Origin of the sequence: Streptomyces sp. NPDC056128 (genome assembly GCF_042263835.1) — a bacterium.
GTDB lineage: Bacteria > Actinomycetota > Actinomycetes > Streptomycetales > Streptomycetaceae > Streptomyces.
The window spans coordinates 219,823-242,091 of record NZ_JBHJVQ010000002.1 but is presented as its reverse complement, the minus strand read 5'-3'; the positions used below and the strand labels follow the sequence as shown (position 1 = coordinate 242,091).

At 72.5% G+C, this 22,269-nt stretch carries 19 protein-coding genes; 9 read left to right on the top strand and 10 right to left on the bottom strand.

The annotated features are described in order from the left end of the window. Nucleotides 1-147 precede the first annotated feature (147 nt). Together ACFC1X_RS05055 and ACFC1X_RS05050 are read left to right on the top strand one after the other, a co-directional pair. Nucleotides 148-1,530, top strand: coding sequence for an amino acid permease (locus tag ACFC1X_RS05055; RefSeq protein ID WP_376348881.1), 1,383 nt, complete (start codon nucleotides 148-150; stop codon nucleotides 1,528-1,530). Nucleotides 1,531-1,682: 152 nt separating this feature from the next. Then, the gene (locus ACFC1X_RS05050) at nucleotides 1,683-2,324 is read left to right on the top strand and encodes a superoxide dismutase (protein WP_352153282.1); all 642 of its coding nucleotides are present in this window, start codon (nucleotides 1,683-1,685) and stop codon (nucleotides 2,322-2,324) included. A gap of 127 nt (nucleotides 2,325-2,451) precedes the next feature. Here the strand turns inward: ACFC1X_RS05050 and ACFC1X_RS05045 are convergent, their stop codons facing one another. Further along, a complete protein-coding gene (locus tag ACFC1X_RS05045; protein WP_376348879.1) occupies nucleotides 2,452-3,237 on the bottom strand; it encodes an SAM-dependent methyltransferase in 786 nt (261 codons plus the stop codon). A 127-nt stretch (nucleotides 3,238-3,364) separates the two neighbouring features. Between ACFC1X_RS05045 and ACFC1X_RS05040 the strand changes: the two genes are divergently transcribed. Further along, a complete protein-coding gene (locus ACFC1X_RS05040; protein WP_376348877.1) occupies nucleotides 3,365-3,592 on the top strand; it encodes a hypothetical protein in 228 nt (75 codons plus the stop codon). On the opposite strand, the gene ACFC1X_RS05035 is transcribed toward ACFC1X_RS05040, so the two are convergent. Continuing rightward, complete coding sequence (locus tag ACFC1X_RS05035; RefSeq protein WP_161328445.1) at nucleotides 3,579-4,217, bottom strand: DsbA family protein; 639 nt, start codon at nucleotides 4,215-4,217, stop codon at nucleotides 3,579-3,581. The genes ACFC1X_RS05040 and ACFC1X_RS05035 overlap by 14 nt on opposite strands. Before the next feature lie 146 nt (nucleotides 4,218-4,363). On the opposite strand from ACFC1X_RS05035, the gene pepN (ACFC1X_RS05030) reads away from it, so the two are divergent. The 3 genes from pepN (ACFC1X_RS05030) (at nucleotide 4,364) to ACFC1X_RS05020 (ending at nucleotide 11,826) form a co-directional block, all read left to right on the top strand. After that, on the top strand, nucleotides 4,364-6,943 hold the full coding sequence (gene pepN / locus ACFC1X_RS05030; RefSeq protein WP_376348875.1) for an aminopeptidase N: 2,580 nt from the start codon (nucleotides 4,364-4,366) through the stop codon (nucleotides 6,941-6,943). A 222-nt stretch (nucleotides 6,944-7,165) separates the two neighbouring features. After that, nucleotides 7,166-8,230 (top strand): hypothetical protein, encoded by a 1,065-nt coding sequence (locus ACFC1X_RS05025; RefSeq protein ID WP_376348873.1) that lies wholly within the window; start codon nucleotides 7,166-7,168, stop codon nucleotides 8,228-8,230. Between the two features lie 299 nt (nucleotides 8,231-8,529). Further along, nucleotides 8,530-11,826 carry a S8 family serine peptidase gene (locus ACFC1X_RS05020; protein WP_376348871.1) on the top strand — a complete coding sequence of 1,099 codons (3,297 nt, stop codon included), beginning with the start codon at nucleotides 8,530-8,532 and terminating at the stop codon, nucleotides 11,824-11,826. 65 nt (nucleotides 11,827-11,891) lie between these two features. On the opposite strand, the gene ACFC1X_RS05015 is transcribed toward ACFC1X_RS05020, so the two are convergent. Both ACFC1X_RS05015 and ACFC1X_RS05010 read right to left on the bottom strand, forming a co-directional pair. Continuing rightward, complete coding sequence (locus ACFC1X_RS05015) at nucleotides 11,892-12,659, bottom strand: hypothetical protein (protein ID WP_376348869.1); 768 nt, start codon at nucleotides 12,657-12,659, stop codon at nucleotides 11,892-11,894. Between the two features lies 1 nt (nucleotide 12,660). Continuing rightward, a complete protein-coding gene (locus tag ACFC1X_RS05010) occupies nucleotides 12,661-13,197 on the bottom strand; it encodes a sigma-70 family RNA polymerase sigma factor (RefSeq protein ID WP_125495873.1) in 537 nt (178 codons plus the stop codon). 276 nt (nucleotides 13,198-13,473) lie between these two features. On the opposite strand from ACFC1X_RS05010, the gene ACFC1X_RS05005 reads away from it, so the two are divergent. Then, complete coding sequence (locus ACFC1X_RS05005) at nucleotides 13,474-14,490, top strand: aspartate-semialdehyde dehydrogenase (protein ID WP_376348868.1); 1,017 nt, start codon at nucleotides 13,474-13,476, stop codon at nucleotides 14,488-14,490. A 15-nt stretch (nucleotides 14,491-14,505) separates the two neighbouring features. Here the strand turns inward: ACFC1X_RS05005 and ACFC1X_RS05000 are convergent, their stop codons facing one another. Further along, nucleotides 14,506-14,982 (bottom strand): DUF1203 domain-containing protein, encoded by a 477-nt coding sequence (locus tag ACFC1X_RS05000; protein ID WP_376348866.1) that lies wholly within the window; start codon nucleotides 14,980-14,982, stop codon nucleotides 14,506-14,508. Between the two features lie 112 nt (nucleotides 14,983-15,094). Between ACFC1X_RS05000 and pepN (ACFC1X_RS04995) the strand changes: the two genes are divergently transcribed. Then, complete coding sequence (pepN, locus tag ACFC1X_RS04995; RefSeq protein WP_376348864.1) at nucleotides 15,095-17,671, top strand: aminopeptidase N; 2,577 nt, start codon at nucleotides 15,095-15,097, stop codon at nucleotides 17,669-17,671. 274 nt (nucleotides 17,672-17,945) lie between these two features. Here the strand turns inward: pepN (ACFC1X_RS04995) and ACFC1X_RS04990 are convergent, their stop codons facing one another. Genes ACFC1X_RS04990 through ACFC1X_RS04980 form a run of 3 tightly spaced genes read right to left on the bottom strand, consistent with a single transcriptional unit; the run spans nucleotide 17,946 to nucleotide 20,804 of the window. Beyond that, nucleotides 17,946-18,848, bottom strand: coding sequence for a LysR family transcriptional regulator (locus tag ACFC1X_RS04990; protein WP_376348862.1), 903 nt, complete (start codon nucleotides 18,846-18,848; stop codon nucleotides 17,946-17,948). A gap of 29 nt (nucleotides 18,849-18,877) precedes the next feature. Then, a complete protein-coding gene (locus tag ACFC1X_RS04985; RefSeq protein ID WP_376348860.1) occupies nucleotides 18,878-19,816 on the bottom strand; it encodes a DMT family transporter in 939 nt (312 codons plus the stop codon). A 34-nt stretch (nucleotides 19,817-19,850) separates the two neighbouring features. Continuing rightward, nucleotides 19,851-20,804, bottom strand: coding sequence for an EamA family transporter (locus ACFC1X_RS04980; protein WP_376348858.1), 954 nt, complete (start codon nucleotides 20,802-20,804; stop codon nucleotides 19,851-19,853). Nucleotides 20,805-20,882: 78 nt separating this feature from the next. Between ACFC1X_RS04980 and ACFC1X_RS04975 the strand changes: the two genes are divergently transcribed. Further along, complete coding sequence (locus tag ACFC1X_RS04975) at nucleotides 20,883-21,416, top strand: MarR family winged helix-turn-helix transcriptional regulator (protein ID WP_376348857.1); 534 nt, start codon at nucleotides 20,883-20,885, stop codon at nucleotides 21,414-21,416. 21 nt (nucleotides 21,417-21,437) lie between these two features. Here the strand turns inward: ACFC1X_RS04975 and ACFC1X_RS04970 are convergent, their stop codons facing one another. Together ACFC1X_RS04970 and ACFC1X_RS04965 are read right to left on the bottom strand one after the other, a co-directional pair. Continuing rightward, nucleotides 21,438-21,857, bottom strand: a complete 420-nt coding sequence (locus ACFC1X_RS04970) for a hypothetical protein (RefSeq protein WP_376348855.1) — start codon at nucleotides 21,855-21,857, stop codon at nucleotides 21,438-21,440. Between the two features lie 111 nt (nucleotides 21,858-21,968). Continuing rightward, the gene (locus tag ACFC1X_RS04965; protein ID WP_376348853.1) at nucleotides 21,969-22,262 is read right to left on the bottom strand and encodes a hypothetical protein; all 294 of its coding nucleotides are present in this window, start codon (nucleotides 22,260-22,262) and stop codon (nucleotides 21,969-21,971) included. Between the last annotated feature and the right edge of the window lie 7 nt (nucleotides 22,263-22,269).

Genomic DNA, 22,269 nt, shown 5'->3' with positions numbered 1-22,269 from the left:
GGGTAAGCGGAATTCCGCATTCGGACGATCACGTTCCGTATCGACAGTGTCCGCATCGTGGGCAGCCGCTGTCGCCCACCGGCGCGACCCCGGAGACTGTGGGCGTTTTTGCCCTGCCCCTCCCCCACGCATTGGACGAGCCGCTCCATGTCCAACAGCACCACCACCGAGGCGCCACCGCGGTCGGACGACGCCGCCCTCTCCCACGGCCTCAAGCAGCGCCACCTGTCGATGATCGCCCTCGGTGGCGTGATCGGCGCCGGGCTGTTCGTCGGCTCCGGGGCCGGTATCGCCGCCGCCGGACCCTCGATCGTCGTCGCCTACACCCTCTCCGGCCTCCTCGTGATGCTGGTGATGCGGATGCTGGGCGAGATGTCCGCCGCCTATCCGTCCTCGGGCTCCTTCTCCGCGCACGCCGAACGGGCGATCGGCCCCTGGGCCGGGTTCACCGCGGGCTGGGCGTTCTGGGTGCTGCTCTGCACCGCCGTCGGCCTGGAGGGCATCGGCGCGGCGCAGATCGTGCACGGCTGGCTGCCTGGCACGCCCGAGTGGGCGTGGGTGGCGCTGTTCATGGTGGTGTTCTGCGGGACGAACCTGGCCGCGGTGAAGAACTTCGGCGAGTTCGAGTTCTGGTTCGCCGCCCTCAAGGTCGGCGCGATCTCGCTGTTCCTGGTGCTTGGCGTGCTGGCGATCGTCGGCGTCCTGCCGGGCACCGACGCCCCCGGCACCTCGCACCTCAGCGACTTCATGCCCAACGGCGGCAACGGCCTGATCATCGGCCTGCTCGCCTCGGTCTTCGCCTACGGCGGTCTGGAGACGGTGACCATCGCGGCCGCCGAGTCGGAGAACCCGGTGAAGGGCGTGGCGAGCGCCGTACGGACGGCGATGTGGCGGATCGCGCTCTTCTACATCGGCTCGATGGCGGTCATCGTCACCCTGGTCCCCTGGGACTCCCCCGAGGTGGTCGAGAAGGGCCCCTACGTCGCCGCCCTCGACGAGCTGGGCATCCCGGGCGCCGGCCAGCTCATGAACGTCGTCGTGCTGGTCGCGCTGCTGAGCGCGATGAACGCCAACATCTACGGTGCCTCCCGGATCGGCTACTCGCTGGTCGAGCGCGGCCAGGGCCCGAAGGCGCTGGGCCGGGTGTCGGGCGGGGTGCCGCGGATCGCGGTGCTGGTCTCCTCCCTCTTCGGCTTCGGCTGCGTGCTGCTCAGCTACTGGCGGCCGGACGACGTCTTCTCCTGGCTGCTGAACATGATCGGCGCGGTCATCCTGGTCGTCTGGATCTTCATCGCCGTCGCCCAGCTGCGGCTGCGCCGCCGCCTGGAGCGGGAGGCGCCCGAGAAGCTGGTCGTGCGCATGTGGGGCTTCCCGTGGCTGACGTGGGTGGCGCTGGCGGGCATGGCCGCGGTCTTCGTCCTGATGGCCCGCGAGCCGGACACCCGGGTGCAGCTGTACTCGACGGGCGGGATGACGCTGGTCCTGGCGGCCGTCGGCTACGCCTGGCAGCGGCGGCGCGCCCGCGTGTAGCCCACCGCCCGACCTCTCCGAGAGCCCCCGCACGGACGCGTGCGGGGGCTCTTTCGTGCTCGTTCGGCCCGCCCGTCCGCGCTCTCGCCGTGACCTGCTGCTAGCGTGCACTTGCAAGCCTTTTGCAATAAGAAGCTCGGAGGGGATCCGCCATGTCCGTCTACACGCTTCCTGAACTGCCGTACGACTACTCCGCGCTGGCCCCTGTGATCAGCCCCGAGATCATCGAGCTGCACCACGACAAGCACCACGCGGCCTATGTGAAGGGCGCCAACGACACGCTGGAGCAGCTCGCCGAGGCGCGCGACAAGGAGTCGTGGGGCTCGATCAACGGCCTGGAGAAGAACCTGGCCTTCCACCTCTCCGGCCACATCCTGCACTCCATCTACTGGCACAACATGACCGGTGACGGCGGTGGCGAGCCCCTGGACAAGGACGGCGTGGGCGGGCTGGCCGACGCGATCGCCGAGTCGTTCGGCTCCTTCGCCGGTTTCAAGGCGCAGCTCACCAAGGCCGCCGCGACCACGCAGGGCTCCGGCTGGGGTGTGCTGGCGTACGAGCCGCTGAGCGGCCGTCTCATCGTCGAGCAGGTCTACGACCACCAGGGCAACGTCGGCCAGGGCTCCACGCCGATCCTGGTCTTCGACGCCTGGGAGCACGCCTTCTACCTGCAGTACAAGAACCAGAAGGTCGACTTCATCGACGCCATGTGGGCCGTCGTCAACTGGCAGGACGTGGCCAAGCGCTACGAGGCCGCCAAGGCCCGCACGAACGTGCTGCTGCTGGCGCCCTGACGCCGACCGACTCCCCGAGTCGTCCTGCCTCGTGATCGTCTTCTCACCCTTCACGACGGCAGGCGGAATGAGGGAAGCCCCCGCGAGGACCTGACTCGCGGGGGCTTTCTGTGTGCCGGGCGGGGTGTCAGGACTTGCGGGCGAGCCCGCCGTGCTGGCCGATCGGCTGCGGGGCCGTTCCGTCCGGGGCCTGGTCCGGACGCCACAGCGGGACCGACACCACGCCCGGGTCGACCAGTTCCAGGCCCTCGAAGTAGGCCTCGATCTGCTCCACGGGACGCAGGAAGTAGGGGACGGCGCCGGTCTCGTTGTAGCCGTCCTGGGCCGCCTCGTAGGCCGGGTCGGTGCCGCGGGAGCCGTCGTTGACGCACAGGTAACTGCCGGCGGGCAGGCCGGCCATCAGGCGGCGGACCAGGTCGCGGGCCCAGTCGTGGCCGTCGATGTGTCCGAGGATGCCGCTGAGGATGAGGGCGGTGGGGCGGGTCAGGTCGAGGGTGTGTCCGGCCGCCTCCAGGATGCGCTCCGGCTCGTACAGGCTCAGGTCCTCGTAGGCGGTGACGCCCTCGGGGGTGGAGGTGAGCAGGGCGCGGGCGTGCGCGAGGACCAGCGGGTCGTTGTCGACGTAGACGATCCGCGCCCCGGGGGCGTGCCGCTGGGCGACCTCGTGGGTGTTGTCGACGGTCGGCAGCCCGGTGCCGACGTCCAGGAACTGGCGCACCCCGGCCTCCAGGACCAGGTACCGGATGGCGCGGCCGAGGAAGGCACGGCTGCTGCGGGCGATGGTGACGATGCCGGGGAAGACGGCCGTGTAGGCGTCGCCGGCCGCCTCGTCCACGGGGTAGTTGTCCTTGCCGCCCAGCCAGTAGTTCCAGATCCGGGCCGAGTGCGGCACCGAGGTGTCGATCTCCGTCATGGGGTGGGGCTCGCCTCCAGTGAGTGGGTGTGCCCATGCTCCTACGGGAGGGGAGCCGACGGGAACAGATGACCGCCGCCGGGCGGAGGCTTCCCGGTGGGAGTGGTTCCGGGCCACAGTGTCCGGCATGGGTCTTCCGAACCGGCGTTGCCCCAACTGCGGGGACACGGACCAGGACTTCCGCCCGCTCGACGAGGCCGAGCGGGCGTACGCGCTCACCCGCACGCAGGTGTCCAGGGCCGACCTGGGCACCTACCGGCGCTGTGCGCGCGAGGGCTGCGTGCGGGTGCAGTCCTACTTCAACTGGAGGTCCGGGTTCGATCTGCCGGACTCCTTCCGGCCTACAGGTTGCTGAAGTCCGGGCCCTTGGTGCGGGTGCGCTTGATCTCGTAGAAGCCGGGGACCGAGGCCACCGCGAGGGTGCCGTCCCACAGCCTGGCGGCCTCCTCGCCCTTGGGCGCCGGGGTGACGACCGGGCCGAAGAAGGCGAGCTGGCCGCCGTCGGCGCCGGGGACGGCGATGACCGGGGTGCCGACCTCCTGGCCGACCTTATCGATGCCCTCCTTGTGGGAGGCGCGCAGCTGGGGCTCGTAGGGCGTGGCGTCCCAGTGGTCCATGAGGGACTCGGGCAGGCCGACGTCCTTCAGGGCGGCGGCGACCGTCTCGCGGCCCGGGCCCTCCTCCTGGTTGTGGATGCGGGTGCCGAGCGCCGTGTAGAGGTCGCCGAGCACCTCGGCGCCGTGCTCCTCCTGGGCCGCGATGACCACGCGGACCGGGCCCCAGGCCTTGACCTCCAGCATCTCGCGGTACTCGTCCGGCAGCTCGTCGAGCTTGTCCTCGTTGAGCACGGCGAGGCTCATCAGGTGCCAGCGGACCTTGATGTCCCGGACCTTCTCCACCTCCAGGACCCAGCGCGAGGTCATCCATGCCCAGGGGCACAGGGGGTCGAACCAGAAGTCGACGGGAGTCTTGTCCGACATGTCTCTCCTCATGAGGCGCACGAGCAGGCTTTTGTACGGGCAACACGGCCGGGTACCCCACCCATTCCCCGGCTGCCGCACGTCAGGGGCGCATGGCAGGATCGGTGCTGTCCGCATACTGAACACCATCCGAGGGAGTGCCACCCGTGCCCGGTGAGAATCTGTCCCGCGACGAGGCCCGGGAGCGGGCCGCCCTGCTGTCCGTCGACGGGTACGAGGTGTCCCTCGACGTGCGCTCGGCCGTCGGTGACACGCAGGGCGAGGGGCCCCGCACCTTCCGTTCCGTCACCACGGTCCGGTTCCGCTGCAACGAACCCGGCGCGAGCAGCTTCGCCGACCTGGTCGCCCCGAGCGTCACCGCCCTCTCCCTCAACGGCCGCGACCTCGACCCGAGCGAGGTCTTCGACGGCACCCGGATCGCCCTGGAGGACCTGGCCGCCGACAACGAGCTGGTCGTCGACGCCCAGTGCGCCTACTCCCGCACCGGTGAGGGCCTGCACCGCTTCGTCGACCCCGAGGACGGCGAGGTGTACCTGTACACCCAGTACGAGCCGGCCGACTCCCGCCGGGTCTTCGCCAACTTCGAGCAGCCGGACCTGAAGGCACCGTTCCGCTTCGAGGTGCGGGCGCCCGAGGAGTGGACGGTGTGGAGCAACGGCGCCGGAGAGCGCGTGGACGGGGTGTGGCGGTTCGCGGAGACGAAGCCGGTCTCGACGTACATCACGTGTGTCGTCGCGGGCCCGTACCACTACGTCACGGATTCCTACGAGCGGACCTTCGAGGACGGCACGCGGCTGGAGATCCCGCTGGGCGCCCTGTGCCGCAAGGGTCTGGCGCCGCACTTCGACGCCGACGACGTCTTCCTGATCACCAAGCAGGGCCTGGACTTCTTCCACGACCACTTCGACTACCCGTACCCCTTCGGGAAGTACGACCAGGCGTTCGTGCCGGAGTACAACCTGGGCGCCATGGAGAACCCGGGCCTGGTGACCTTCCGGGAGGAGTACGTCTTCCGCGGGAGGGTGACGCGGGCGTCGTACGAGGGCCGCGCCAACACGATCCTGCACGAGATGGCGCACATGTGGTTCGGCGACCTGGTCACCATGGAGTGGTGGGACGACCTGTGGCTGAAGGAGTCCTTCGCCGACTTCATGGGCGCGTTCGCGAACGTCGGCGCGACCCGCTTCAAGGACGCCTGGATCACCTTCGCCAACCGCCGCAAGGCCTGGGCCTACCGCGCCGACCAGCTCCCCTCCACGCACCCGGTCACGGCCGACATCCGTGACCTGGAGGACGCCAAGCTCAACTTCGACGGCATCACCTACGCCAAGGGCGCCTCCGCACTGAAGCAACTGGTGGCGTACGTCGGCCAGGACGCGTTCCTGGAGGGCGTGCGGCGCTACTTCAAGCGGCACGCGTACGGCAACACCCGCCTCGGCGACCTGCTGTCGGTGCTGGAGGAGACCAGCGGACGGGACATGGCGGCCTGGGCGCGCTCCTGGCTCCAGACGGCGGGCGTCAACTCGCTGACCCCGCAGGTGCTGCTGAGCGCCGAGGGACGGATCGACGAGCTGGCCGTCGTGCAGGAGGCCGCGGAGTCGCATCCCGAACTGCGCCCGCACCGGGTCGCGGTGGGCCTGTACCGGCGTACCGCCGAAGGCGCACTGGAGCGGTACGCGCGCGCCGAGGCGGACGTCGACGGGCCGCGCACGGTCGTCGCGGAGCTGGCCGGAGCCGAGGCGCCCGAGCTGGTGCTCGTCAACGACGACGACCTGACGTACTGCAAGACCCGTTTCGACGCCACCTCGCTGACCGCTCTGCGGGCCGGGCTCGGTGACATCAGCGACCCGCTCGCCCGTGCCCTGTGCTGGTCGGCGCTGTGGAACATGACGCGGGACGCGCTGCTGCCGGCGCGGGACTTCGTGGACCTGGTGCTGAGGTTCGCGGGGCGCGAGTCGGACATCGGCGTGCTCCAGATGCTGCACGCCTGGGCGGAGTCGGCGGCGGTGCACTACACGGCGTCCGACCGGCGGCAGCAGACCGGCCGGCTGCTCGCCCAGGGCGCGTCGCTCCAGCTCTACGCCGCCGAACCTGGCAGCGAGCACCAGCTGGCGTGGGCGCGGTTCTTCGCGCGCGTGTCCGACGCGCCGGCCGGCTTCGAGCTGCTGACCGCGCTGCTGGACGGCACGATGACGCTGCCGGGTCTGGACGTCGACCAGGAGCTGCGCTGGGCGTTCCTGGAGTCGCTCGCGGTGCACGGCGTGGTCGGGGAGAAGGAACTGGCCGACGAGCTGGCCCGCGACGACACGGCCTCCGGCAAGCGCCACCAGGTGCGCTGCCTGGCGGCCCGGCCGTCGGCGGCGGTGAAGGCGCAGGCGTGGGCGCAGGTCGTGGAGTCCGACACGCTGTCCAACGCCCTGGTGGAGGCGACGATCGCGGGCTTCGAGCAGTCCTCGCAGCGGGAGTTGCTCGCGCCGTACACGGAGAAGTACTTCGCGGCGATCGAGCGGGTGTGGGCCGAGCGGTCCATCCAGATCGGGATGGACGTGGTCCGGGGCCTGTTCCCGTCCCTGAGGGACTCCCAGGACACGCTGGACGCGACGGACACGTGGCTGTCGGCGCACGAGGACGCGGCGCCGGCACTGCGCAGGCTGGTCCTTGAGGCACGGGACGACCTGGCGCGGGCCCTCCGGGGGCAGGCCTGTGACGCGGCGGCGGCCCGCTAGGCCGAACGTGTCCCGGACGACGACGATCATTGGCCAATGATTGGGCGCTGCGTCATCGTTACGGAATTCAGTCAATAGCAGCCGTAACCCCTGGCCCGCACCTCGGCGGACCAGGGGTTTTCGGCATCCGAACACCCGTCCTTTAGGACGGGCTTGTCCGGGTTCGGCGATGAGCGTGTAACAGGGGTTAAGGGACGGATCGGGCGCGGGAAACCCCCGGTCATGACGCACAACACCCCGCTCTCCCCCCGCCCCCTGCACGAACTGGCGCACGGCAGGCGCCGGCTGATGACGGCCGCCCAGCTCCGGGCGCACGGCGTCTCCGCCGCCGAGACCAACGAACAGTGCCGGCCCGGCGGCCCCTGGCGGCAACTGCTCCCGAACGTCGTCCTGCTGCACCCGGGCCCGCCGACCGGCGAGGAGCGGCTGCACGCCGTGCTGCTCTACGCGGCGCGGGAGCGCACGCCCGGCACGGTCCCGGGCGTCACCGCCGCCGTGCCGGTCCAGCCGGGCGGCGAGCACCCGCCCGTCCCCGCGTACGCGGAGGCGATGATCACGGGGCTGGCCGCGTTGACGCTGCACGGATTCTCCGCCGCTCCCCCGCTGCCGTCCCTGGAGGTCGTCGACGTACTGGTGCCGCGGCTGCGCCGGCTGCGGACGACGGGGTGCGCGCGGATCGTCCGCACGGCCGCGCTGCCCGTCGCCGAGGAGGTCGCCGGGGTGCCGGTGGCGCCGGTGGCGCGGGCGCTGGCCGACGCGGTGGCGGAGCTGACGGACGGGGAGGCCGTGCGGCGGCTGCTGACGGAGGCGGTGCGCGGCGGGCACTGCGAACCGGCCGCGGTGGTACGGGAGCTGAACCGCGCGCGGCTGCTGAGCCGGCCGCACGTCGTGGACGCCGTGGACTCGCTGGTCGCCGAGGGGCGGGCGCTGGCCGAGCAGCGCCTGTACCGGATGGTGCGCGAGCACGGCCTGCCGGAGCCGGTCTGGCACGTCGACCTGCGCATGCCCGGCGGCCCCCACCTCGGCGGCGTGGACGCCTTCTGGCCGGAGCAGGCGGTGGCGCTGGAGCTGGATACGCGCGCGCACCGGCAGCAGGAGGACGACGCGGTCTGGGCGGAACATGCGCGCAAGCGGGAGCACTTGGAGCGGCTGGGTATTACGGTCGTGCACCTCACCCCGCGCAAACTGCGGGACTCGCTCGAGCACCAGGCGACCGTCGTCCGTACGGCGTTGATGGCGGCGGGGGACCGGGAACCCGCCGCGTATGTCGTGGTGCTGCCCCAGTAGTGAACGACGGGGCGGTCACCAGGAGGGGAGAGGAGGGGCCGCGGGGCACGACGCCCGGCGGCCCCTCCTCACGCCGCCCCCGGTCCGGCTCGCGGGATTGTCATGGCCCGCCCCTTGTGTCCCGGATGGCGTATGGCGGAAGTACGCCATGGCTCCTTCCCGTCCCGGACAACTCTCCCCAAACAGTGAGCCCTTGCGTAAAGCTGAGCGGTCGTCCGGGATCGGATTCCGGACTGCTGCGGCCGGGACCGATCGGCTCCGGTCGTTCATGCACGTTCCTTTACCTACAAGGGATGCCGATGACCCACACCCCCCAGCGCGAACCGATACCGGGCGCGAGACGCGCGGCCCGCATCGCCGTGGCCGCGGGCCTCGTGGCCGCGCTCGCCGCGGCCGGGCCCGTGCCCGCGGCCTTCGCCGCCGACGGCCCGGCGGCCGCTCCCCCCGCCGACGCCTCCGTCAAGTCCGCGCACGACAAGCTCGGTTCCGACGACGCGGACCGGCTCGCCGAGGCGAAGGCGGACGGCGAGAAGAACGTCACGATGATGGTCGCCACCGCGCCGGGCGGCACCGAGCGGGTGGCGAAGGAGCTGGACGCGGTCCCCGGCGGCACCGTCGGCCGGACCTACGACGAGCTGGGCTACGTCCGCGCCACCGTCCCCACCGCCAAGGCGGACTCGGCCATCGCCGCCGCCGCGAAGCTCTCCTCCGTGCACGGCATCGACCTGCGCGAGGAGATCCCGCTGGACGACCCGACGCCGGGCGCGGACCGGGCGAAGGGCGCCGCGCACCACAAGGGCCGCTCCTACCCGGCGCCGGACCGCCGCACCCCCGCCGAGAACCCGTACAACCCGTCCTTCGAGACGGGCGCCGTCGACTTCGTGGAGAAGTACCCGAAGGCGGACGGCCGCGGCGTCACCATCGGCATCCTGGACTCGGGCGTCGACCTCGGGCACCCGGCGCTGCGGAAGACCACCACCGGCGAGCGCAAGATCGTCGACTGGGTCACCGCCACCGACCCGGTCGTCGACGGCGACCGCACCTGGCGCCCGATGACCACCTCGGTGTCCGGGCCGACCTTCACCTACGGCGGGAAGACCTGGACCGCCCCCGCGGGCTCCTACCAGGTCAGCAGCTTCCTGGAGTCCTACACCACCGGCGGTGACGCGGCCGGCGACGCCAACCGGGACGGCGACACCACCGACTCCTGGGGCGTCCTGTACGACGCGAAGGCCGGCACGGTCCGCGTCGACCTGAACGGCAACCACGACTTCGCCGACGACACCCCGATGAAGCCCTACAAGGACGGCTTCCAGGTCGGGTACTTCGGCACCGACGACCCGAAGACGGACGTGGCCGAGCGCCAGCCGTTCGTCATCGAGATCCGCAAGGACGTCGTCCTCAACTCCTCCGGCGCCAAGGCCGACTTCGTCAACATCGGCGTCATCGAGTCCGAGCACGGCACGCACGTCGCCGGACTCGCCGCCGCCAACGGCCTGTTCGGCGGCCGGATGGACGGTGCCGCGCCCGGCGCGAAGATCGTCTCCTCCCGCGCCTGCACCTGGAGCGGCGGCTGCACCAACGTCGCGCTCACCGAGGGCATGATCGACCTCGTCGTCAACCGCGGCGTCGACATCGTCAACATGTCGATCGGCGGCCTGCCCGCGCTCAACGACGGCAACAACGCGCGCGCCGAGCTGTACACGCGGCTCATCGACGACTACGGCGTCCAGCTCGTCATCTCCGCGGGCAACTCCGGCCCCGGCGCCAACACCATCGGCGACCCCGGCCTCGCCGACAAGGTGATCTCCGTCGGCGCGTCCATCTCCCGCGAGACCTGGGCCGCCAACTACGGCTCCGCGGTGCGCACCAAGTACGCGATGATGCCGTTCTCCTCGCGCGGCCCGCGTGAGGACGGCGGCTTCACGCCGACGCTGACCGCGCCCGGCGCCGCGGTCAACACCATCCAGACCTGGATGCCCGGCGCCCCGGTCCCGGAGGCGGGCTACGACCTGCCGGCCGGCTACGGCATGCTCCAGGGCACCTCGATGGCCTCCCCGCAGGCCGCCGGCGCCTCCGCGCTGCTGCTGTCCGCCGCGAAGCAGGCGCGCGTCGACCTCACCCCGGCGAAGCTGCGCACGGCGCTGACCTCGACCGCCGACCACATCAGGGGTGTGCAGGCGTACGAGGAGGGCGCGGGTCTGATCAACGTCCCCGACGCCTGGCGCGCGATCCGCAAGGGCGCCACCGCCCACGAGTACACCGTCCAGGCCCCGGTCGACACCGCGATCGACCAGTTCCTGAAGACCCCGGGCAAGGGCACCGGCCTCTACGACCGCGAGGGCGGCCTGAAGGCGGGCGAGCGGAAGACGTACGAGATCACGCTCACCCGTACGTCCGGCGCCGACCGGGCGGTCCGGCACGAGCTGGAGTTCGAGAACAACTCCGGCCGCACCTTCCGGATCGTCGGTCCGGACGAGGTGCGGCTGCCGCTGAACGAGCCGGTGACCGTCAAGGTCGAGGCGCGTCCCCGGTCCGCGGGCCTCAAGAGCGCGATCCTGGAGGTCGACGACCCGCGCACCGAGGGCGTCGACAAGCAGGTCCTGTCCACGGTCGTGGTCTCGGCCCCGCTGACGTACGACGTCTCCGCCAAGGGTTCCGTGCAGCGCAACGCCACCAAGTCCTACTTCGTGACCGTCCCCGAGGGCGCGAAGGCCCTGGAGGTGGCGATGAGCGGGCTGAGGGACGGGAGCCAGACCCGGTTCATCGCCATCCACCCGTACGGCGTCCCGGTCGACAACACCTCCACGCCGTACTGCTACAACAACTACCTCGACGGCAACGGCTGCCGGCCCGACGTGCGCGCGTACGCCGACCCGCAGCCCGGCGTCTGGGAGATCGAGGTCGAGTCGCGGCGCACCTCGCCGGTGCTGGACAACCCGTTCAAGCTGGACGTCACCGTCCTCGGCGCCGTCTTCGACCCGGAGACCGTGACCGTGCCCGAGGCGAAGGCCGGCACGCCGGCCGCCGTCTCCTGGCAGGTGACGAACCGGTACGCCCCGCTGGAGGGCAAGCTGGCCGGCGGTCCGCTCGGCTCGTCCGAGACGTCCCGCCCGTCCATCGCGCAGGGCGCGACGGCCACCTCCACGGTCGAGGTGCCCGAGGGCGCCGACTCGCTGGACGTCTCCATCGGCGGCGTCTCCGACACGGCCGCCGACCTTGACCTGACGGTCTACGGCGCGGACGGCGCCGTGGTCGGCCAGTCCGCCGACGGCGACTCCGAGGAGTCGGTCTCCGTCGCGAAGCCGGCCGCCGGTACGTACACCGTCGAGGTCGCCGGCTACTCGGTGCCGTCGGGCAGCACGGAGTACGACTACCGGGACGTGTACTTCGCCGCCACCCTCGGCTCGGTCGCCGTGGACGACGCGGCGCCGGTGAAGCTCGGCACGGGCGACTCGGCGACGGTCACCGCCCAGGTGACGGCGCTGGCCGCCGCCCCGGAGGGCCGTGAGTTCTTCGGCCGGGTCCAGCTGGTCAACGCCCACGGCACGGCCGCGGGCCTGGGCAGCGTGCGGATCGGGAAGGTCGTGCCGTAGTCCGGTGCGGTACGGGGAGGGCGGGCGCTCCGCGGGGGCGCCCGCCCTTTCCTGTGTCCGGTTGGTCAGTCGCAGGTGAGGGTGCGGGACTCGGCGAGGGACGCGGTGATCCAGGCGCGTTCGGCGGCGATGGCCGGGCCGCCGGTGATCACGGCGTCCGGGGTGTCCCCGTGCAGGGGGATGCCGATCAGCGCGCGGTCGCCCGCGGCGAGGCGGGCCGTGCTGTCGTCCAGCTCGAAGGTGATCGGCCCGCCGTCCTGCTCCGGCTCCGGCCGTTCGTCCGGCTCCGGCTTGTAGGTGCGGGTCACGTCGAAGGTGATCCGGTGCCGGCCTGTGCCCGGCACGGGTTCGGCGCGGGTCACCGTGCCCTCGGCCACCAGTCGGGCGCAGGCGAGGTAGTGGGGGCTGCCGAAGGCCACGCCGGACCCGGCGGACTCCGCCCGCTGGTCGCTCGCCGCGGCCTTGCCGGCCGCGTCGTCGGAGCTACCGCTCCCGCCCTGCGCCACCAGCCAGCCGAGGCCCGTCACCACGGTGCCCGCGCAGGCCACCGCGAGGGCGCCGAGGGCGAGGGTGAGCGGACGGCGCCGGGTACGGCGCGGTGCGGGGGCGGCCACCGTGGAGATCCCGGGCTCGGGGAGCGGCTCGGGGGGCGGCTCGCTCAGCGTGCGGCCGATGATCCCCAGCTGTTCCCGCAGCAGCGCCACGTCGGCCGTCGCGGACCGGTACTCGCCGTGGGCGTCCGCGCCGGCGCCGGGCGGCAGTGGCTCGCCCGTGATCGCGGCCATGAGCGCGTCGTGCCCGGCGTGCCCGTCGGGGTGCTTCTCGGCGGCCATCTCACACCACCTCGTCCTCGTGCAGGCGGGCCCGCAGTGCCCGTACCGCCGTGTGCAGCCTGCTCTTGACCGTGCCCTCGGGGATGCCCAGCTCCTCGGCGATGCCGCGCACCGGCAGGTCCGCGAAGAACCGCAGGACGAGGACCTGGCGCTGGGCGTCGGGCAGCTCGTCCAGGCCCTGGGCGACCGCGAGGGAGAGCACGCTGGTGTCCTCCCCCGAGGGATGGTCCGCCTGGCGGAGCGCGGCCAGGCGCTCCCCGAGCCGGTCCTGGCGGCGCCGGGCGCGGTGCCAGTCCATCGCCAGGTTGGAGGCGACGACCGCCGCCCACGCCGACACGTCGCGCGGCGCCTCCCTGCCGCTCGCCGTCCGCTCCAGCAACCGCAGGCGGACCTGCTGCACCCCGTCCGGCAGGTCCGCCTGCGGCACCCCGCCCAGCGCGAGCACCGCCCGCACCCGGCGTTCCTGGGCCGCGTCCAGGGGATCGTCGCGTCCGGCGTCCCCCTGGCCGCGGCGGGCCTTTCTGCGCAGCACTGCCACCCCTCCCCCTGGGACCTGTCCTCGCGTCTCCCCTATGACGCAGCAGCGGCCCGAAACGTTCGCCCGTCCGGCCGGTCAACGGCGCGAGGCGTACGTCACATCGTCGTGTGGGGTGGGACGGGATGGGCAGGGGCGGACCGAGCCACCTGCGTCCCAGGGTGCGGGCACCCGGGGCAAAGGATTGGACAGGCGGACCGGGCTTCGCCCCATGATGGAAAAGTCTCGGCCGAGCAAAGCGCGCGTGAAGACACGCGCACAAACGGAGAAGGAGTCACCGTGAGGATCGGAATCGTCGGAGCCACCGGCCAGGTGGGCACGGTCATGCGCAGGATCCTCACGGAGCGCGACTTCCCGGTCACCGAGCTGCGCCTGTTCGCCTCGGCGCGCAGCGCCGGCAAGGAGCTGGACGGCGTGACGGTCGAGGACGCGACCACCGCCGACTACTCCGGTCTGGACATCGTGCTGTTCTCCGCGGGCGGCGCCACCTCCAAGGCGCTGGCCGAGAAGGTCGCCTCGCAGGGCCCCGTCGTGATCGACAACTCCTCCGCCTGGCGCCGCGACCCCGAGGTCCCGCTGGTGGTCTCCGAGGTGAACCCGCACGCGATCGCGGACCGCCCCAAGGGCATCATCGCCAACCCGAACTGCACCACGATGGCCGCGATGCCGGTGCTGCGTCCGCTGCACGCGGAGGCGGGCCTCGAAGCCCTCGTCGTCGCCACCTACCAGGCGGTCTCCGGCTCCGGCCTGGCCGGTGTGGACGAGCTGTTCGAGCAGGTCCAGAAGGTCGGCGCGGACGCCCCCAAGCTCACCCACGACGGCTCCGCGGTGGAGTTCCCGGAGCCCGACAAGTACGTCGCGCCGATCGCGTACAACGTGCTGCCGCTGGCCGGCTCCATCGTCGACGACGGCCTGCACGAGACGGACGAGGAGCAGAAGCTCCGCAACGAGTCCCGCAAGATCCTGGAGATCCCGGAGCTGAAGGTCTCCGGCACCTGCGTGCGGGTGCCCGTCTTCAGCGGCCACTCCCTGCAGATCAACGCCCGCTTCGCCCGCCCGCTCAGTGTGGCGCGCGCCAAGGAGCTGCTGGCCGGCGCCCCCGGCGTCGCCCTCGCCGAGGTGCCGACCCCGCTGCAGGCGGCCGGGCAGGACCCGTCGTACGTGGGCCGCATCCGTCAGGACGAGACCGTGGAGAACGGCCTCGCGCTGTTCGTCTCCAACGACAACCTGCGCAAGGGCGCGGCCCTGAACGCGGTGCAGATCGCGGAGCTGGTGGCGGCGGAGCTGAAGGGCTAGCACCTGGGGGCTGGGCTAGCCCCGCCTCACCTCGTAGAGGAAGCAGCCGTACTCGACGGCCCGGACGTGGACGAACGCCACGGCCGGGTCGTCGAACGCGTTCCGGAGGGCGTCGTCGAACGCGTCGGCCCCGCCGACCAGCCGCCCGCCCAGGATGCGCCCCTCGGACGAGTAGCGGCGCACCGTGCGGTGGGCGTTGGTGAAGGCGAGGCCGTCCCCGTCCGGTCCCGCGCACTCCTCGGCGTGGACGAAGACCGGCCCCTGTTCGTCGTACGCGCCCGGGTCGGCGCCGGTGCGGGCCGCCCAGCGGCGCAGCGGGGCGTAGGAGACGAGGGCGATCCTCTCCCCCGGCACGCTGCGGCGCAGGCAGCAGCGCAGGGGTGCGCCGCCCTCGGTGTCGGTGAGCGGGTCGGGGGCGCGGCCGGCGTCGTCGGCGGCGCGCAGTTCCGTCAGGGTGGCCGGGGGGACCGGGTGTGCGGTGTAGTGCTGCATGGCCCCAGGCTCGCGCCCGCCCGGCCCGCCCACCGGCGGGAAATGGACATCGCGCTCCGTGCGGGCACCGTGGAAGGATGGCGCAACCGACACATAACGAGGAGATGACCGCGTGCCTGGCACAAACCTGACTCGCGAAGAGGCGCGGCAGCGGGCGACGCTGCTGAGCGTTGACTCGTACGAGATCGATCTCGACCTCACCGGCGCGCAGGAGGGCGGCACCTACCGGTCCGTGACCACGGTGCGCTTCGACGTCGCGGAGGGCGGCGGCGAGTCCTTCATCGACCTGGTCGCGCCGGCGGTCCACGAGGTGACGCTGAACGGCGACTCCCTCGACGCCGACGAGGTGTTCCAGGACTCCCGCATCGCCCTGCCGGGGCTGCTGCCGGGGCGCAACATCCTGCGCGTGGCCGCCGACTGCGCGTACACCAACACCGGCGAGGGCCTGCACCGGTTCGTCGACCCGGTGGACGACCAGGCGTACCTGTACACGCAGTTCGAGGTGCCGGACGCGCGCCGGGTCTTCGCGTCCTTCGAGCAGCCGGACCTCAAGGCGACGTTCCAGTTCACCGTGAAGGCGCCCGAGGGCTGGACGGTCATCTCCAACTCGCCGACGCCCGAGCCGAAGGACAGCGTCTGGGTCTTCGAGCCGACCCCGCGCATCTCGTCGTACATCACGGCCCTGATCGTCGGCCCGTACCACTCGGTGCACAGCGTGTACGAGAAGGACGGCCAGTCCGTCCCGCTCGGCATCTACTGCCGCCCGTCGCTCGCCGAGCACCTCGACTCGGACGCCATCTTCGAGGTGACCCGGCAGGGCTTCGAGTGGTTCCAGGAGAAGTTCGACTACCAGTACCCGTTCAAGAAGTACGACCAGCTCTTCGTGCCGGAGTTCAACGCGGGCGCGATGGAGAACGCGGGCGCGGTGACCATCCGGGACCAGTACGTGTTCCGTTCGAAGGTGACGGACGCCGCGTACGAGGTGCGGGCGGCGACGATCCTGCACGAGCTGGCGCACATGTGGTTCGGCGACCTGGTCACCATGGAGTGGTGGAACGACCTGTGGCTGAACGAGTCGTTCGCCACCTACGCCGAGGCCGCCTGCCAGGCCGACGCGCCCGGCTCCAAGTGGCCGCACTCGTGGACGACGTTCGCCAACCAGATGAAGACCTGGGCGTACCGGCAGGACCAGCTGCCGTCCACGCACCCGATCATGGCGGACATCAGCGACCTGGACGACGTGCTCGTCAACTTCGACGGCATCACGTACGCCAAGGGCGCGAGCGTGCTCAAGCAGCTCGTCGCGTACGTCGGTGAGGACGCGTTCTTCCGGGGCGTGCAGGCGTACTTCAAGCGGCACGCGTTCGGCAACACGCGCCTGTCCGACCTGCTGGGCGCGCTGGAGGAGACCTCCGGGCGGGACCTGAAGACCTGGTCGAAGGCGTGGCTGGAGACGGCCGGCATCAACGTCCTGCGCCCCGAGATCGAGACGGACGCGAACGGGGTCATCACGTCCTTCGCCATCCGCCAGGAGGCCCCCGCGCTGCCCGCCGGCGCCAAGGGTGAGCCGACGCTGCGCCCGCACCGCATCGCGGTCGGCGCCTACGACCTCGACGCGGACGGCAAGCTGGTGCGCGGCGAGCGCGTCGAGCTGGACGTGGACGGCGAGCTGACGGACGTACCGCAGCTGGTGGGCAAGCCCCGCCCGGCGGTGCTGCTCCTGAACGACGACGACCTGTCGTACGCGAAGGTCAGGCTGGACGAGCAGTCCCTGGCCGTCGTCACCGAGCACCTCGGCGACTTCACCGAGTCGCTGCCGCGCGCGCTGTGCTGGGCGTCGGCCTGGGACATGACCCGGGACGCGGAGCTGGCCACCCGGGACTACCTCTCCCTGGTCCTGTCCGGCATCGGCAAGGAATCCGACATCGGTGTCGTGCAGTCGCTGCACCGCCAGGTGAAGCTGGCCATCGACCAGTACGCCGCCCCGACCGCCCGCGAGGCGCTGCTCACCCGCTGGACCGAGGCCACCCTGGCCCACCTGCGGGCCGCCGAGGCCGGCAGCGACCACCAGCTGGCGTGGGCGCGCGCGTTCGCGGCGACGGCGCGGATGCCGGAGCAGCTCGACCTGCTGGACGCGCTGCTTGACGGCACGCAGACGATCGAGGGCCTGGCCGTCGACACGGAGCTGCGCTGGGCGTTCGTGCAGCGGCTGGCGGCCGTGGGCCGGTTCGGCGGCTCGGAGATCGCGTCGGAGTACGAGCGGGACAAGACGGCCGCCGGTGAGCGGCACGCCGCCACCGCGCGTGCCGCCCGCCCCACCGAGCAGGCCAAGGCGGAGGCCTGGGAGTCGGTCGTGGAGTCCGACAAGCTGCCGAACGCCGTCCAGGAGGCGGTCATCGCCGGCTTCGTCCAGACCGACCAGCGCGAGCTGCTGGCGTCGTACACGGAGCGGTACTTCGAGGCGCTGAAGGGCGTCTGGGAGTCCCGTTCGCACGAGATGGCCCAGCAGATCGCGGTCGGCCTGTACCCGGCGGTGCAGGTGTCCCAGGAGACCCTGGACCGCACGGACGCCTGGCTGTCCTCCGCCGAGCCGAACGCGGCCCTGCGCCGCCTGGTCTCGGAATCCCGCTCGGGCATCGAACGCGCCCTGCTGGCCCAGGCGGCGGACGCGGCGGCGACCACGGAGTAGACCTTCACGCCACAGGGGGCGTCCGGTCCGTACGTCGGACCGGACGCCCCCGCTGTGTGCCCGGGCGGGTCGACGCACGGCGCCCCCATCACCACGCCCGCCAGACTCGTTCGCGTCCGCCCACCACGCCCTGTGGCGCAAGCCGCGCCGGGGGCCCGGCCTGTGATCAGGTGGGTCGCGGCGCACTACCGGGCCGCCCTGCGGCACCAAGAGGACCATCGCATTCGCCCGCCACGCCCGGTGGCGTGGGTCGCGTCGGGGCTGCGGCGTCGGCTCAGGGGCGGGCGGCCGCCGCCCCCTGGAGAGCCCTGAGTACCGTCGCGACGGCGGGGGCCTCCGCCGCTCCCCTGCGTACGGCCGCGACCACGTGGCGGACGGGGCGGTCGGCGTGCAGTTCGCGCATGGCCACGCCGTCGCGCGGGACGGCCGCCATGCGGGGTACCAGGGCCACGCCCATCCCGGCCTCGACCATCGCGAGGATCGCCGTCCAGCCGGCCGCCGTGTGGGCCTGGTGCGGGCGGAAGCCGGCCGTCTCGCAGGCCGCACGGGTGATGGCGGACCAGGGGCCGCTGCCGCCGAAGATCCACGGCTCGGCGGCCAGGTCGGCCAGCCGCAGCCCCTCCGCGCGGGCCAGCGGATGGTCGGCGGGCAGGGCCACGTCCAGCGGGTCGGCGAGCAGCGGGACCCGGGTGAAGCGGGGGTCGGCGGCGCTCGGCGCCTGCGCGGCCAGCGACAGGGCGAGGTCCACCTCCCCGGCGGCCAGCAGCTCGTACGCCTCCTGCGCCTCGGCCTCCCGCACCCGCACCGCGACGGCGGGGTGGCTCGTCCGCAGCGCGGTGACGGCCGGTACGACGAGCGCCGGCACGGCGGTGGAGAAGGCGCCGACCCGTACCTCGCCGGCCTCTCCCCGGACGTACGCCGCCAACTCGGCGTCCGCCCGTTCCAGTTGCTCGAAGACCGCCTCCGTGTGCCGCAGTACGAGGCGGGCCGCGTCCGTCAGCCGGACCCGGCGGCCCTGGGCCCGGAGCAGTTCCACGCCGAGCTGCCGGGAGAGGTTCGTCAGCTGCTGGGACACGGCGGACGGCGTCATGTTCAGCGCCTCGGCCGTCGCGGTCACCGTGCCCCGTTCCCGCAGCGTCCGCAGGATCTGCAGCTTGCGGATGTCCCAGTCGGCCATGGCGGCAACCTATCCGCGCCCGGCCCCCGTCACCGACGCGACCCCGCGCCGAGGACGACGCCGCCGAGGATCAGCGCCATGCAGCCCGCCTGCGCCCAGCCGGTCGGCTCGGCCAGCAGCGCCCAGGACAGCAGGGCGACGCACACCGGCTGGAGGTAGTAGACGACGCCGGCGCGGGACGGACCGATCAGGGAGATCGCCTTGTTCCAGGCGAAGAAGGCCACGGCCGAGGAGGCGACACCGACGTAGAGGAGGGCGAGGACGGTGCCCGGCTCCGGGTTGAAGCCGCCCTGCGCGGCGAGGCTGACGCCCTGCGCGGGAAGCAGCATGAGGGTGCCGAGGAGGAAGGTGGTGAACAGGAACCCGGCCCCGTCCAGACCGGCGGGCCTGCGCCGCAGCAGCGCGCTGTACGACCCGAAGCAGCAGGCCGCGGCGATCATCCACAGGTCGCCGGCCGAGAAGCCCGCCCCTCCTCCGATCAGCAGCAGCACGCCCGCGCAGGCGACGAGCAGCCCCGCCACCCGGCGGGCGCCGAGCCGTACGCCGCCCGCCCGTTCGTAGACCGCCATCAGCACCGGGGACGCCGCCATGATCATGCCCATGTTGGCGGCGGGCGTGGTGACGCCGGCCTGGTTGACGAGGGTGTTGTAGACGGCCACGCCGAGCAGGGAGGCGAGGAGTACGAAGCCGAGGTGGTGCCGGATGAGCGCGCGTTGCCGCCAGGCCCGCCGGGCGCCGAAGGGGGCCACGACCGCGAGCGCCACCACCCAGCGCCAGAACGCGTGCTGGACGGGCGGGACGCTGTCCCCGAGGGCACGGGAGGCGACGAAGCTGCCGGACCAGACGACGGTGGCGAGCACGGCGAGCCCGATCCCGAGCGCGACGGGGGCGGCGGGCGCGGCGAGGGCGGCGAGGGCGGCGGCAGGGGTGCGAGCGGGGGTGACGGTCCGGCGGTCGGCTACGGCCACGGAGGTCCTTTCACTGTCGGCGGTCGTGGTGGAGCTACCGTCGCAGGCCCGAACCCGTCAGGTCCATCGAATCTTTTCGACCGTTCCTTGAAGGAGAACTGAACGGTACGGCCGCCGTGTCCGCCTCCGTGCGCGGCGCCCGCTGCCCCGCGACCGTCGCCCCGAACGCCAGCGCCATGCCCGCCAGTTGCACCGGCGTCAGCGTCTCGCCGAGCGCCGCCCAGCCGACGACCGCGGCGGTGAGCGGCGAGAGCGGGCCGAGGAAGGTGACCTGGGTGGCGGAGAGCCGGCCGATGCCGCGGAACCAGAGCCAGTACGCCACCGCCGTGTTGGCCAGCGCCAGGTAGAGGTAGCCGCCGACCGCCGCGCCGTCCAGGGCGGGCGGAGCGCCCTCGACCAGCAGGGCGACCGGCGCGATGAGCAGCCCGCCCGCGGTCAGCTGCCAGCCGGTGAGGGCGAGCGGGCCGACGCCCTCGGGGCGGCCCCAGCGCTTGGTGAGCACGGTGCCGGTGGACATGGACGCGGCGGAGGCGAGGGCGGCCAGCGCGCCGAGCGCGTCCAGTCCCCCGGCCGCCTTCAGCACGACCAGGCTGACGCCGAACGCGGCGACGACACCGGTGAGCACCGCCCGCGTGGTGGGCCGCTGCCCCAGCAGCAGGGCCGAGAGACCGACGACGAAGAGCGGGCCGACCGAGCCGACGACGGCCGCCATGCCGCCCGGCAGCCGGTAGGCGGAGAGGAACAGCAGCGGGAAGAAGGCGCCGATGTTCAGCGCGCCCAGCACCGCCGCCTTCCACCACCAGGCGCCGCGCGGCAGCACCCGGGCGAGGGCGAGCAGCAGCAGACCGGCGGGCAGGGCGCGCGCGAGACCGGTGAACAGGGGCCGGTCCGGTGGGAGGAACTCGGTGGTCACGGCGTAGGTGGTGCCCCAGGAGACGGGGGCGAGGGCGGTGAGCGCTATGAGGGTGGTGCGACCGGCGGACAACATGAAACTAGCTTACTTGTAAGCAAGTTTCCGTCAAGCTACTTTCTTGCGGTCGAGCGGAATCCTCCCGATACTCGTGCCATGACCGAACGCCCCGGGCCACCTCCCGAGCCCTCCCCCGAGCCGCGCAAGGACCCCGTCGACGCGATCGTCGACCAGTGGGCGGTGGTCCGTCCCGACCTGGACACGGCCGCCATGGAGGTGTTCGGCCGGGTCTTCCGGCTGGCCCGCGCGATGGGCGACCGGATGGAGAAGGCGTACGCCCGCTTCGGGATCTCCCGCGGGGAGTTCGACGCCCTGGCCACCCTGCGCCGCTCCGGCGAGCCCTACACGCTCTCGCCCCGGCAGCTCTCGGCCACGCTGATGCTCACCACCGGCGGCATGACCGGACGCCTGGACAAGCTCGAACGCGCGGGACTGCTGCGCCGCTCCCCCGACCCGCACGACCGCCGGGGACTCCAGGTCACGCTCACCGACCGGGGCCTGGAGCTGATCGACGAGGCGGTCGGCGCGGGCCTCGCCGCCCAGACGGAGGCCCTGTCCGCCCTGGACGCGCGTCAGGCCGCCGAGGTGGCCGGCCTGCTGCGGGTCCTGCTCGCCGGTACCGAGAAGTAGACCGGGAAGCAGGCGGCCCGCTCAGCCCACGTGCGCGGCGACGGCCGACCCGGTCTCCGCCGCGCCGGCGTCGTCCGCCGCCCAGGCCACGTACCCGTCGGGGCGCACCAGCACCGTCGTACGGCGTCCGCTCGCCCAGCACTCCACGGACAGCCGCTCCTTGCGGCCCTCCCCGTCCGGGTACGCCTCCGCGCCCGGGGCCGACGCCGGGGTGACCAGCACGAACCGTCCGCCGCGCAGCGCCTCGTAGAGCCGGCCCCCGCCCGCGAGGGGCAGGTCGGGGACGCGGGTGCCGGTCAGCCGGTGGGCGCCGCGGGGAGCGGGGTAGCGGTAGCCGATGCCCGTGATCCGGCCGGTGACCCGGCGGCGGGCCGGGCCGACGCGGCCGAGGACGGTGGTGACCGCGGCCCGGAACGTACACGCGGCCCAGCCCGTGAACAAGCCAAAGGGCGCCACCCCCATCCGTGCGATGGGAGAGGCGCCCTTTGGCGGAGCTGAGGTGTGCGGCCGGGCCTTCGCGGCTCAGACCTTCGGGGCTCAGGCCTCGGTGACTCAGGCCTTCGCGGCCACCTTGGCCTTGGTCTTGGTCTTGCCCTTGGTGCCGGGGGTGATCACCCGGTGCTCCGGCTTGGACTTGTCCAGGGCCATGACCAGACCGGTGATGACCGCGAACAGCGCGAGCGGGGCCAGGACGTAGTAGCCCAGCGTCTCGATGACGCTCAGGCCGGTGCCGGGGTCGTCGCCGTCGTCGCGGGTCAGCGCGAGCGCGGGGGACGACATGAGCAGCATCATCAGCGTCGTACCGGCTGCCAGGGCGCCGGCGCGCAGGGCGTTCTTCTTGTCCACGGTGCCA